This window comes from Mitsuaria sp. 7 (assembly GCF_001653795.1).
In the GTDB taxonomy this organism is placed as follows: Bacteria; Pseudomonadota; Gammaproteobacteria; order Burkholderiales; family Burkholderiaceae_C; genus Roseateles.
This window is the reverse complement of the sequence record NZ_CP011514.1, coordinates 1537594-1550267: the sequence shown is the minus strand read 5'-3', so window position 1 is coordinate 1550267 and position 12674 is coordinate 1537594. Positions and strand designations below refer to the sequence as shown.

General features: G+C 70.3%; 8 protein-coding genes. 5 read left to right on the top strand and 3 right to left on the bottom strand.

All coding sequences use genetic code 11. The features are described from left to right. Positions 1-66: 66 nt before the first annotated feature. Complete coding sequence (locus tag ABE85_RS06860) at positions 67-981, bottom strand: c-type cytochrome (RefSeq protein WP_067271749.1); 915 nt, start codon at positions 979-981, stop codon at positions 67-69. Between the two features lie 58 nt (positions 982-1039). Here ABE85_RS06860 and ABE85_RS06855 point away from each other — a divergent pair, with 58 nt between their 5' ends. From ABE85_RS06855 to ABE85_RS06845, 3 genes are read left to right on the top strand one after another with little or no spacing between them, the layout of a single operon-like run. Next, positions 1040-1414 (top strand): cytochrome c family protein, encoded by a 375-nt coding sequence (locus ABE85_RS06855; protein ID WP_067271746.1) that lies wholly within the window; start codon positions 1040-1042, stop codon positions 1412-1414. Positions 1415-1425: 11 nt separating this feature from the next. Beyond that, positions 1426-2448 (top strand): cytochrome c oxidase subunit II, encoded by a 1023-nt coding sequence (locus tag ABE85_RS06850; protein WP_197507231.1) that lies wholly within the window; start codon positions 1426-1428, stop codon positions 2446-2448. Continuing rightward, complete coding sequence (locus ABE85_RS06845; RefSeq protein ID WP_067271740.1) at positions 2445-4976, top strand: cbb3-type cytochrome c oxidase subunit I; 2532 nt, start codon at positions 2445-2447, stop codon at positions 4974-4976. Before ABE85_RS06850 ends, ABE85_RS06845 begins: the two co-directional genes overlap by 4 nt. Positions 4977-4982: 6 nt before the next feature. Here ABE85_RS06845 and ABE85_RS06840 read toward each other — a convergent pair whose 3' ends face one another. Beyond that, complete coding sequence (locus tag ABE85_RS06840; RefSeq protein WP_067271737.1) at positions 4983-6431, bottom strand: NAD-dependent succinate-semialdehyde dehydrogenase; 1449 nt, start codon at positions 6429-6431, stop codon at positions 4983-4985. A 145-nt stretch (positions 6432-6576) separates the two neighbouring features. Then, positions 6577-9282 carry a CHAT domain-containing protein gene (locus ABE85_RS06835; protein ID WP_197507230.1) on the bottom strand — a complete coding sequence of 902 codons (2706 nt, stop codon included), beginning with the start codon at positions 9280-9282 and terminating at the stop codon, positions 6577-6579. A gap of 183 nt (positions 9283-9465) precedes the next feature. On the opposite strand from ABE85_RS06835, the gene ABE85_RS06830 reads away from it, so the two are divergent. After that, entirely contained in the window at positions 9466-11952 is a 2487-nt protein-coding gene (locus ABE85_RS06830) for a mechanosensitive ion channel family protein (protein WP_067271724.1), read from the top strand. A 74-nt stretch (positions 11953-12026) separates the two neighbouring features. Continuing rightward, complete coding sequence (locus ABE85_RS06825) at positions 12027-12662, top strand: flavin reductase family protein (RefSeq protein ID WP_067282071.1); 636 nt, start codon at positions 12027-12029, stop codon at positions 12660-12662. Positions 12663-12674: the final 12 nt, after the last annotated feature.

Genomic DNA, 12674 nt, shown 5'->3' with positions numbered 1-12674 from the left:
CCAGGCGGCCGGTGAGGTCGTCGTGAACGCACCCCGGCGACCCGCCGCACGCGGTCGCCGGTGTCGTCAATGCGTGAGCAGGTAGCGCGCCATCAGCCGCGCCTGCGTCTCGCTGATGCCGAGCGTCGGCATCGCGGTATGCGCGTCGATCGCCTGCGGATCGCGGATCCAGGCGGCCAGGCCGTCCTCGGTCGGGAAGGCCTTGCCGCCGATGCGGTCGCGTCCGGCGAGGCCGCTCAGGCGCGGGCCGTTGGAGGTGTCCGGTCCCACCACGCCCGGGATCGTGTGGCAGGCCGTGCAGCCATGCTGGCGGAAGGCGCGCTGGGCGAGCTCCACGGTCGGCAGCGGCGGCACCAGCGGTGCCGGGGCGTCGACGACGCCGTCGCAACGCGGCGCGGCGTCCGCTGCGCCGGCCGGCCCGACCGTGACCGGCGCCGCGCCTGACCGCGAGGCGGTCAATGCCCGGTACTGGTCGGGCGTCATCAGCGGCAGCGCGTCGAGGAAGGCGACGACGGACCAGAGTTCGCCCTCCTCCAGCCGGTATTCCCAGGCCGGCATGCCGCTCATCTTGATCCCGTTGCGGGTGATCCAGTAGAGGTCCTGCGGGCGCCAGTGGCGCGTGGCCTCCACGAGCGAGCTGGGCACCGGCTGCATGCCGAGCGCGAAGGCCTGCGGCGCCACGCCCGGCGCGCCGTGGCAGACGACGCAGCGGTCGCGGAAGCAGGCGGCCCCCTGCATCACGCGCTCGCGGGTGAGCAGGTCGCGCGGCGGCGGATGGGCGTCCGCGCGGCGCTGGACCGCGCGCTGCAGCGCGATTTCCAGCAAGGAATGCACCGGCTGCAGATGCGGCCCGGTCGCGGACACGTCGTAAACGCCGAACCAGACGAAGGCCGCCGCGCCCGCAGCCCCGAGGACGCCGGCCGCGGCGCCCGCGACCAGCACGGCTTTCACTGGAGAAAAACGACGCGACGGCTCAGTCATGGCGGCAGCAAGGCAAGCGCGATGCCGGGGCGGGCACTTCGCGTGCCAGGGAGCGCGCATGACGCGCCGCTGCCTCCTCGCCATCTCCTTCGGTCTGCTGCTCTCGGCCTGCGGCCCGGCCCCGGACGAGCCCCTGCGACGCTGGCAGGTCGAGGCTGCCGACCTGGAGCGGGGCCGGATGCTGATGTCCCAATTCCAATGCGGCAGCTGCCACGCCGTCCCCGGCGTGCCGGGCGGCGGCCAGCGGGCGCCAGCGCTGGAGCGTTTCGGTCGGCGTGCCTACATCGCCGGGCAGTTGCCCAACTCGCCGGAGATCCTTCAACGCTGGCTGCTGGACCCGCCGCAGATGCTGCCCGGCACGACGATGCCGCGCCTGGGCCTGTCCGAGCGCGACGCGCGCGACGTCGCCGGCTATCTGCTGTCGCTGCGATGAGCGCGGGCGGCATGCTCCGGCCGGCCGGTCCCCAGGCGGAGGCGCTCGCCGGCGTCATGAACACCACGCTGGTGGTCTGCGCCTTCGCCTTCGTGTTCGCGATGGTCTGCCTGGCCGCGGCGCTGTGGTGGAAGGGCCGCCGGCCCGTCCCGACGGCGCTGTGGCTCTGGGGCGGCGGCCTGGTATTGCCGGTCCTGGTCTTCGGGGGGCTGCTGCTCAACGGCGAGCGTCTGGCCCATGGCCTGGACGACCCGTCCCCGCCCGGCGCGCTGCGCGTGGCCGTCACCGGGCACCTGTGGTGGTGGTCGATGCGGTACGAGGCCGAGCCGGACGCGCCCGCCTTCGCCACGGCCAACGAGCTGCGCGTGCCGGTGGGCCGTCCGGTGACCTTGACGCTGGCGTCGGAGGACGTGATCCACAGCTACTGGGTGCCGGCGCTGGGCGGCAAGGTCGATCTGGTGCCGGGACGGCTCAACCGGCTGACGTTCACCGCGTCGCAGGCTGGCGTGTTCCGCGGGCCGTGCTCGGAGTACTGCGGCACGCAGCACGCGGCGATGGTGCTGCAGGTCGTCGCGATGCCGCCCGAGGAATTCGCGAAGTGGCGGCGCGCGCAGGCCGGCGACGCGCCGGAGCCCGTCTCGCGCGAGGCGCTGCGCGGCGCGGCGCTCTTCCGCGAGAACGGCTGCGTGGCCTGCCACGCGGTCCGGGGCACGAAGGTCGCAGGGGAGGCGGGGCCGGGCGGCGCCGCGAAGCAAGACCTGGCACAGGCGCCGCCGCTCGGTCCGGACCTCACGCATGTCGCGAGCCGCCTGTGGCTGGGTGCCGGCGCGCTGCGCAACCGCGATCCGCTCGGCGACCCGCGCACGGCGCTGCGGCAATGGATCACCGACGTGCAGCAGATCAAGCCGGGCGCGCGCATGCCGTCCTACCGGCAGCTGAAGGCCGACGAGATCGATGCGATGGTCGAGTTCCTCGCCGGGCCGCCCGTGGCGGGCGGCGGCTCCGAGCGGCCCTTGGTCGCGTCCACGCCATGAGCACCGCGAGCGACGTCCCGTCGCCGGGCATGCACCGGCCCGATAACCGCCTGCCGCGACCGGACGGCGAGCTCGATCGTCTGCGCGCGGCGTGGGCCCCGCCGCAGGGTTGGCGCGTGATCGGCAGCGTCAACAACGTCTTCATCGGCAAGCTCTACATCGCGACGGCCTTCGTGTTCCTGCTGCTGGGCGGCGTGCTGGCGCTGCTGATGCGGGCGCAGCTGGCGGCACCGGAGCAGACGCTGTTCAGCGCGCCGGTCTTCCAGCAGCTGTTCACGATGCACGGCACGGTGATGATGTTTCTCTTCGCCGTGCCGATGGTGGAGGCGATCGCCGTCTTCCTGCTGCCCAACATGCTGGGCGCGCGCGACCTGCCCTTCCCGCGCCTGTCGGCCTATTCGTACTGGATGTATGCGATCGGCGGGCTGGCCTTCTACGCCACGCTGTTCTGGCAGCTGGCGCCGGACGCGGGCTGGTTCATGTATCCGCCGCTGAGCAGCGCGAAGTACTCGCCGGGGCTGAACGCGGACTTCTGGCTGCTGGGCATCGGCTTCATCGAGATCTCCGCGATCGCGGGTGCGATCGAGCTGATCACCGGCATCCTGATGACGCGCGCGCCGGGCATGACCCTCGCGCGCATGCCGGTCTACGCGTGGTCCATGCTGGTCGTGGGCCTGATGATCGTGCTGGCCTTCCCGGCGGTGATCGCGGGCACGGCCCTGCTGGAGATCGAGCGCGCCTTCGACTGGCCGATCTTCGACGCCACGCGCGGCGGCGATCCGCTGCTGTGGCAGCACCTGTTCTGGTTCTTCGGCCATCCCGAGGTCTACATCATCTTCCTGCCGGCGGCGGGGCTGGTCTCGACGATGGTGCCGGCGCTGGCGCGGACCACGCTGATCGGCCGTCACGCGGTCAGCGCGGCGCTGGTGGCGATCGGTGCCGCGAGCTTCCTGCTGTGGCTGCATCACATGTTCACGGCGGGACTCGGCGGACTGGGTCTGAGCCTGGTCTCGATCTTCAGCGTCGCGATCGCGATCCCGGGCGCGCTCCAGATCTTCGCGTGGATCGGGACCCTGTGGCGCGGGCGGCTGCAATGGACGACGGCGACGTGGTTCCTGCTCGGCTTCCTCGTGACCTTCGTCGTGGGCGGGCTGACGGGCGTGATGCTGGCCCTGCTGCCGATCGACTGGCAGGTGCACGACACCTACTTCGTCGTCGCGCATTTCCACTACGTGCTGATCGGCGGCATGGTGCTGCCGATGTTCGCGGCGTTGTACCACTGGATCCCGCTGTGGAAGGGGCGCGCGATGTCTGAGCGCGCGGGGCGCTGGGTCTTCGGGCTGATCTTCGGCGGCTTCCACCTGACCTTCTTCCCGATGCACATCGCCGGCATGCTGGGCATGCCGCGCCGCGTGCACACCTACCCGGCGGGACTGGGGCTGGAGTTGCCGAACCTGCTGTCGTCCCTCGGCGCCTTCGTGATCGCGGCGGGCGTGCTGCTCTTCGTCATCGACCTGGTGCGCAGCCAGCGCGGTCCGGAGCAGGATCACGACGATCCGTGGCGCTCCTCGACGCTGGAGTGGTTGCCGAGCGAGGCCTACGGCACGCGCAGCATTCCGCACGTCGAGCACCACGAGCCGCTGTGGCACCGCCCGGCGTTGCACGAGGAGGTCGAGTCGGGTGCGCACTGGCTGCCGGGCACCATCACGGGCGAGCGCGAGACCTTGTTGACGAGTCCCGTGCAGGCGCATGCGCTGCGTGTGGTGACGCTGGCGCGGGACAGCTTGTGGCCGATGCTGGCGGCGATCGGCACGGCGGCCTTCTTCCTGCTCATGACGGTGAAGCACGTGAGCGGCACGGTGGCGGGCGGCGTGCTGGCCATCGTCGCGATCTGGGCGTGGTTGTGGCAGACGGACCGGGCACCGCCGTTCGAGGAAGCGGAGGCGGCGGACGGCGTGATCCTGCCGATGGGGGTGACGGGGCGGCAGGCGCCGTCGTTCTGGGGCGTGGTGATCTTGATCGTGGTGGAGGCGACGATCTTCGCGTCCATGGCTTTCGCGCATCTGCATGCGGCGATGAAGCTGGACGTGTGCCCGCCGCCGGGCGTGGGACTGGCGGGCAATGCGGCCTTGCTGATGCAGACGCTGGGCTACGCGCTGAGTCTGGTCTTCGTCATGTGGGCGGGTTCAGGGGCCCGGCGCGCGCAGGTGTCGAGGTGGCGAGCGGTGTTGCTTGTCCCGGCGTTCGGGCTTGCGGTGCTGGCGTTCTACAGCGGCCTGCAAACGGCGTGGCCCGCGGAGCGGCCGCCGACCTTGGACGCGTGGACGGGCACGCTCGCCGCGCTGCACAGCCTGCAGGGATTGCAGATCGCGGTCGCACTGATGCTGGCGCTGTACTACGGCGCGCGGCTGGCGAGTGGGCTGATCCGGCCCCGACAGCACGCCACGCGCGAGGCGGTGGTGCTGCTGTGGGGATCGCTCTGCGTGCAGGGCGTGATCACCGTGTGGTGGCCACGTCTGGTGGCATGAGGCCAGTCAGACGCCGAGCAGCGAGACTGCCTTGGTGTTGAGGTAGGCCTCCAGCGCTTCCGGCCCGCCTTCGGAGCCGTAGCCGGAGTCCTTCACCCCGCCGAACGGCATTTCCGCGGAGGGGGTGGCGGGCTGGTTGACCCACAGCATGCCGACCTCCATGCGCTGCGCAAGCAGATGGGCGTTCCTGATGGACTTGGTGAAGGCGTAGCCGGCGAGTCCGAACGGGAGCCGGTTGGCTTCCGCGATGGCGTCCTCGAGCGCGTCGAACCCGCGGATCGCGGCGATCGGCCCGAACGGTTCGTCGTTGAAGACGGAGGCGTCCAGCGGCACATCGGCCAGCACGGTGGGCGCGAAGAAGTTGCCGGCGCTGCCGACGCGTTCCCCGCCGGTGGCGATCTTGGCGCCGCGTTCGCGGGCTTGCGCGACGATCTTGGACATGGCGACGACGCGACGCTCGTTGGCGAGCGGCCCGAGGGTGGTGCCTTCGGCGAGGCCGTCGCCGAGCTTGAGCCCTTGGGCGTGCTTGACGAGCGCGGCCGTGAACTCGTCCTTGAGGCTGTTGTGCACCAGGAAGCGTGTCGGCGAGATGCAGACCTGCCCGGCGTTGCGGAACTTCGCGGCGCCGGCGGCCTTGACCGCGAGGGCAACGTCCGCGTCTTCCGCGACGATGACGGGCGCGTGGCCGCCGAGTTCCATGGTGACGCGCTTCATGTGCGCGCCGGCCAGCGACGCGAGCTGCTTGCCGACCGGCGTGGAGCCGGTGAAGGTGACCTTGCGGATGACCGGATGGGGGATCAGGTAACTGGAGATCTCATGCGGGTCGCCGAAGACCAGGCCGACGGCGCCCGGAGGAACGCCGGCATCGACGAAGGTCTGCAGCAGCGCCGCGGGCGAGGCCGGCGTTTCTTCCGGCGCCTTCACGAGGAACGAGCAGCCGGTGGCCAGCGCCGCGCCGAGCTTGCGCACGATCTGGTTGACGGGGAAGTTCCACGGCGTGAACGCGGCGACGGGGCCGACGGGCTCCTTGAGCACGAGCTGCTGCGCGGCGAGGTTGCGGGACGGCACGATGCGGCCGTAGACGCGGCGGCCTTCGTCGGCGAACCACTCGATGATGTCGGCGCCGGCGAGGACCTCGACCTTGGCCTCGCCGACGGGCTTGCCCTGTTCCTGGGTGAGCAGCTTCGCGATCTCGGGCGCGCGCTCGCGCAGCAGCGCGGCGGCGCGGCGCATCGTCGCGGCGCGTTCATGGGCGGACACGCTCCGCCAGGCTTCGAAGCCCTTCTGCGCCGCTTCGAGTGCGCGATCCAGGTCCGCCCTGCTCGCGTGGGCGACCTTGCCGATGACGGCGCCCGTCGCGGGGTTGCGCACATCGATCGTCTTGCCGCCGGCGGCATCGACCCATTCGTTGGCGATCAGCAGTCGGGTGTCGGGATAGGAAGCAGTCGTGGTCATCGTGGGGTCCTCGAAGACGATAGGAGACTTGATCGGCCAACTCTACCCGCTCGTTGGCGGGGGCCGCACGGGTGACGCCCATACCCGACCTGCCGGGGGCACGTTGCCTGCCTGTCCCCCACCGACGAGGATTCGGCACGGCGGTTCAGTCGAAGACGCGGAGCAGCCCTTCGAATGCCTGCAACTCCGGCGCATAGTGCCGCGCCAGCCCCCGGCGACAGCCCGCGTCAAAACGTTGGCGGAGTGTCAGATGCGCGGGATCGCGCCGCGGGTTCTCCCACATCGGGCAGGCGTGCGAACCGCCACCGTGCGTCCCCATCCCGGTGACGTAGCCGGCAAGCACCGTGACGACCACGTTGACGATCGCGCGGTCGGTCTGAGCTCCCTCGGCCAGCAGGTCCTGGAAGCCCGCAAACGACATCAGGGTGACGGGCGGCGTCCGTTCGTCAGGCCACCACCCATAGATGCGCGCGCTGTCGCTGTCGCGCATCCAATGACGGGTGAGGCACAGCAAGGCTTCCACGCCCGCGTCCGCCGGTGCCCTTGCCATGCGGGATGCCAGCCGGTGCGCCAGCAGATACGGTCGACCATCCTCCGCCTTGCGCCTGGCGTCCCAGATGTCCAAGGGCGCGGACAGATCGATCCGCTCGAAGCTGAACAGCTGTTGCGCCTCGTTCATCCGGCTCAATGTGCGATCCAGGCCGGGGAACAGATTGTCCATGTCCCACACCGCAAAATGGACGCGCGCCGTCGCGACCGTGCGGTCGAGGTCCCGCGCCGTGAACGCGGCTGCGGCGGCCGGCGCCGGCGCGATGGCCGATGGCCGCTCGCAAAGCGGCTGCGAAGGGTCGCGCGCGTAGACCACCGGCACGGCCCAGTCGATGCTGTCGCCCTGCAGCGAGCAATTGATCGCGATGCGGGCTTCCCGCGCGGCCTGTCCGACGCTCATGCCCTGCGCCAACGCCCAGTAGAAGTGCTGGGCGAAAGTGGTCGCCGAGGCATCCAGCACGCTGTACTGGTTGGCAACCAACACGGGAATGCCGTGTGAGACCAAGGCCTGCGCCGCGCCCCTGTTGAATTCGCTGGGATTCCCCGCTCCGGTCTTGCACGCGTTGAGAAAGACGAGCCTCACGCCCCGTCCGCAGAAAATCTCGCGCAACGCGCGCTCCTCTATCCGCGCCGGCCTGCCGCTCCCGTCCTCGAACAACAGCGCGCCAATGCCGGTGTCCTCGTCGACGTCGCCGTGACCGATGAAATGCACGACGTCGTAGCGGCGCGTCGCCAGCCGCTCGAGCAGCCGGGTCGCCGTGATCCGGGAGATCGTCTCCACGACAGCGAGCCCGTGCGTCACCAGCGAATCGAAGCCGCGACGAATCACGGCTTCCTCCTGCGCCACCGACAACGTCGCGAGGCTCACCGGCTGCGCGGCGATCACGAGGATCCTGAGCGGTCCGCGCCGCGGCGCGATGCGCTCCGCGGGGATCGCGGCCAGCGCATTGCGGATGAAGTGCACCTCCTCCGTCGCCAGGAAGCTGCGTCGGGATCGGTCGTAGGCGAACTCCCACGGCTTTTCGGCAATCCACGGAATCATCGACGTCAACACGACGTCCAGCTTCCTGCCGTTCTGTCGGGAACGCGCTTCGTCGTACAGACGCCTGACCTGACCGGTGAACAGCGTCTCGAAGAGATCTCCGCCCAGCTCGAGCATCTCCTCGTCCGAAGGCAGGGTACCGATGTCTCGGCCGGTGTACGCCTTGATCCGTTCGTGCACATCGATGATATTTCCGAACCGCGTCGGCGACCTGTCGGTCTTCTTCAACTGCAGCGTCTCCATCACCCGGGCACCGCCGAAGCTGGCGAACACCCGCGCGAAGTTGGCGGTGCCGGATCTTGGGGCGGTCCGGCCCGAGGACGGGTCGAATCCGTCAAGGACAGTGATCTGCATCGCGTCGTCGCGGTCCGCGTCGCGCCAGGACGGCGCTGCGCCTTCCCGTTCGTCGTCGACCAGCACCTCGGTTGAGCCGGACGCCGGCGCAAGCGGGGCCATCGGTTCGATCGTCGGCACAGAAGATCGGTTCTTCGGATAGATGCGCGCGATGAAGGCGTGATCGCGTGCATCGATGTCGACACCGCCGAGAATCGGCTGGCCGTCCCGGGTGATATCCCCCGGAATCTGATAGCACATGATCGACAGCGGATCGCTGGACGGGGTCGCGGTCAGGTCGCCGGCGCCGATCGGCGTCAGCACCTGCGCTCGCGTCTGTGCCGCGGTCCAGTCATCGGAACCGCGGAAGTGCGCGATGGCCTTGCGCGGGTCGATGCGTGCGACCAGATCGGCCCGCAGATGCTCGTGTTCAAAGCCCAGGGTGTGTCCGGCTTCATGGCGCACCACGCGGAGGAACTCCGCCTCCTCGGTCCTCATCGTGAACCCCTGCAGATTCATCGTCGGCTTGTCCGGGGCGATGCCGAGGATCTCGGTGCCGATGTAGGACCAGAAACCCGCATCCTCCTCAGGTGCCTCAATGCGGGCGATCCGCACCATGCCGAGTTCGCGCGTTTCATCGAAACGGACATTTGCGTGCTCGCCCCATGCGTTCATGTGGGACAGCAGCCGCTTGCGCAGGGCTTGCGACGGGTTATCCAGGAACTGGACCGTGAGGTACGCGCCCTGGGCGGGCCAGCGACGCGCGGTCAGCAAGGCCAGTCGTCGGTCTTCACCGCGCCGACCGTGACCCGGCAGATCGCCGACGATGGGCTCAACGATGGGGATCAGGCTGCGAGCGAGGAGCTTCGCCCGCTGTGCTTCTTCCGGCGTGGGCAGACGTGTCCTGCAGACCATGAGTGAGGGCATCGGCGTACTTTCATCGGTGAGTCGCGCAAGATGGCTTTTAGAGCTTCCTGCCCCCGCGCGCATCCTCCTCCTTGACGATCGTCCGCCCTCCCGGGTTTTTCATGCGATGTAGCGAAACGTTCAACCGGGCAGACGGATTGCCCTCCTGGCGCACCTTCACTGACGACTCACGCACGACTCAAGATGCGACGGATCAAGGACCTGACCGTGGGCGTGTCGCGGATCTTCGCGACCTGGCTGCTGTGCGTCGCCGCGGCGGCCATCCCGGCATTCACGGCGTTCGCGGCGCTGCCCGCCCACGCGCAAGACCCGGCGCCGGAGTCGACCGACCCAGCGAAACTGCTCGACGCCGCCCGCACGGAACTCAAGGCGACCCAGCCCAAGCCGGGCAAGGAATTGACGACCGAGGACCTGGGCGGCATCAAGGACAAGGTCGAGCGGGTGCAGTCCCGACTCGACCAGGCGGTCTCCGCCCTGCAGCCGAGGCTGGACGATGCCAAGAACCGGCTGGCGCAGCTCGGCGCGCCGCAGGCCGATGTCAAGGAGACGCCTGAAGTGGCGCAGTTGCGTGCGCAGCTGGGTCGCGAGGTCGCCACGATCGACGGGCAGATCAAGGTGGCGAACGACCTGAAGGGTCAGGCCGAGGGCACGCTGCGCCATGCGACAGCCGCGCAGCGGCTGCAGTTGAGCGCGCGGCTCGGCGAGCGCGTGCCGTCGTTCCTGCAGTCGGGCTTCTGGCGCTCGCTGCGCACCGACGGCGCGGCGGACGTCGAACGCGCCCGCGTATTCGGGGTTGAACTCGGTGCGCTGTGGACCACGGTGCCGACCACCGCCTGGATCACCTTCGTCGCCGCGGTGGCGGCGTGGCTGCTCCTGTGCCTGGGCGCCCGTCGCCTGACCGCACGCCTGTGCGCGACGCGCCTGCCGCCGGGGCGCCTGCGCCGATCGCTGTTCGCGGTCAGCGAGGTGATCCTGCGCACGCTGCGGCCCGGCCTGATCGCGCACGGCCTGGTGCTGACCCTGACGGCCAGCCTGGTCGAGGGCGCGCCGGACGGTCCGGACTCGCTCGCGCAATGGCTGGACACCGCCGAGATGATCGTCTGGTTCGGCGGCTTCATCGCCGGCCTCGGGTCCGCGCTGCTGATGGCGCGCAAGCCCTCGTGGCGTCTGCTGCCGGTGCCCGACGCGGCCGCCCTGCGGCTGGCCTGGCTGCCGCGCACGCTCGCGGCCGCCGTCGTGCTGGGCTGGTTGTCGTCCCGGACCGCGGCGACCCTGGATCTGAGCGTGGCCGCGAGCGGCGCCGTGCAGACGCTGGCGTCGCTGACCTTCGTCGCGGTGCTGGGCCTGGCCATCGCGCAGCTGCGGCGCCACACCGGTGCGCCGGAGGACAAGGCGGACGCCGACGACGCCGGCACGGGCGCGCATCCCGCGCTCACGATCCGCCCGCTGTGGTTGTCGGTGCTGCGCGCCGCCTCGTGGCTGACGCTGGTCGGTGCCTCCCTGGCGCTGCTCACCGGCTTCGTGTCGCTGGCGATGTTCGTGCTGAACCAGGTGGTGTGGGGGTTGATCGTGCTGGGCGGCGCCTACCTGCTGACCGTGCTGGTCGACGACCTCTTCATGACCTTGCTGGCCCCTTCGCCCGTCGCAACCCCGGGGGATGGGAAGAACGACGGCAAGGGCAACGCGGGCGCAAGACCTGGCACCGCCGCCTCCTCCGGCGACGACGGCCCCGCCCCGCCGCGCACGCGCGAGCAGACCGCCCTGCTGCTGTCCGCCGTCTGCCGCGTGTCGATCGCCTTCTTCGCGCTCCTGCTGCTGCTCGCGCCGTACGGCGAAGGACCGATGGATCTGGTGCGCCGCTCCGGCAGCCTGCAGGACGGGCTCACCATCGGCACGCTGGAGCTCAATCCGATCAAGCTGCTGCAGGCCCTGGCCGTCCTCTTCGTCGGGCTGGCCGCCGTGAGACTGCTCAAGGGCTGGCTGTCCGAGCGCTACATGCCGACCACGCGCATGGACGTCGGCATGCGCTCGTCGACCACGACGCTGTTCGGCTACGTCGGCACCGTGGCCGCGATCGCCGCGGCGCTGACCGCCGTCGGCTTCAGCCTGCAGAGCGTGGCCTGGGTCGCCAGCGCGCTGTCGGTGGGCATCGGCTTCGGCTTGCAGTCCATCGTGCAGAACTTCGTCTCCGGCCTGATCCTGCTGGCCGAGCGGCCGGTGAAGGTGGGCGACTGGGTCTCGCTGTCCGGCGTCGAGGGCGACATCCGCCGCATCAGCGTGCGGGCCACGGAGATCCAGATGGGCGACCGCTCGACGGTCATCGTGCCGAACTCCGAGTTCATCACCAAGATCGTGCGCAACGTGACCTACGGCGAGTCGCTCGGCATGGTGCAGTTCAAGCTGCCGATGCCGCTGGCCACCGACACCGACCGCGTGAAGGCGCTGGTGCTCGAAGCCTTCCAGGCGCACGGCGGCGTGCTGGCGACGCCCGCGCCGAACGTGCAGCTCGACGGCGTGGACGGGACCAACCTGGTGCTCAACGCGTCGGGCTTCGTGAACTCGCCGCGCGCGGCCTACGGCATCAAGAGCGAGCTGCTCTTCGCCGTGCTGTCGCGGCTGCGCGCCGAGGGCCTGCTGCCCGGCCAGACCTCGCCGCCGGCGCCGGTCTGAACTCCGCCTTGAAGCACGATCCGGCGACCGCCGTCACAATGGTCGCCGCCATGAACACGCCCCTGAATGAGCGCCTGAACGACCACGTCGCGCCGGTCCCGCTGAACAAGGCCTACCGGCTCCTCAATCACGGACCGACGGTGCTGGTCTCCGCCGCGCACGGCGGCGTACGCAACGCGATGGCCGCGGCCTGGTCCTGCGCGCTGGACTTCCTGCCGCCCAAGGTGACGGTGGTGCTCGACAAGGCCACGCGCACCCGCGAACTGGTCGAAGCCAGCGGCTTCTTCGTGCTGCAGGTGCCGACCGCCGCGCAGGCCGGGCTGACGCACCGGCTCGGCAACCGCAGCCTGCACCAGGACCCGGAGAAGATCGCCCACGCGGGGGCGAGGCTGATCGATGTCGAGCTTCCCGTCGACGCAGGTGGCGCTTCGGGCGCGGGCGACACCGCCGCGGGTCCCGTCCCGCTGGTCAACGGCTGCGCCGCGTGGCTGGTGTGCCGGGTCTTGCCCGAGCCCCGCAACCAGTGGATCTACGACCTGTTCATCGGCGAGGTGGTCGCCGCCTGGGCCGATGCCCGCGTGTTCAGCGACGGGCATTGGCACTTCGAGTCCGCGCCGCCCGAGCTGCGCACGCTGCACTACATCGCGGGCGGCCAGTTCTACGCGATCGGGGAATCCATCGTCGTGCCGGACACGCCCGCGGCGGGCTGACGCCGCGGGGAG

Coding starts and splice junctions, on each gene's coding strand:
- ABE85_RS06860 (WP_067271749.1), bottom strand. CDS start 981: ATGACTGAGCCGTCGCGTCGTTTTTCTCCAGTGAAAGCCGTGCTGGTC.
- ABE85_RS06855 (WP_067271746.1), top strand. CDS start 1,040: ATGACGCGCCGCTGCCTCCTCGCCATCTCCTTCGGTCTGCTGCTCTCG.
- ABE85_RS06850 (WP_197507231.1), top strand. CDS start 1,426: ATGCTCCGGCCGGCCGGTCCCCAGGCGGAGGCGCTCGCCGGCGTCATG.
- ABE85_RS06845 (WP_067271740.1), top strand. CDS start 2,445: ATGAGCACCGCGAGCGACGTCCCGTCGCCGGGCATGCACCGGCCCGAT.
- ABE85_RS06840 (WP_067271737.1), bottom strand. CDS start 6,431: ATGACCACGACTGCTTCCTATCCCGACACCCGACTGCTGATCGCCAAC.
- ABE85_RS06835 (WP_197507230.1), bottom strand. CDS start 9,282: ATGCCCTCACTCATGGTCTGCAGGACACGTCTGCCCACGCCGGAAGAA.
- ABE85_RS06830 (WP_067271724.1), top strand. CDS start 9,466: ATGCGACGGATCAAGGACCTGACCGTGGGCGTGTCGCGGATCTTCGCG.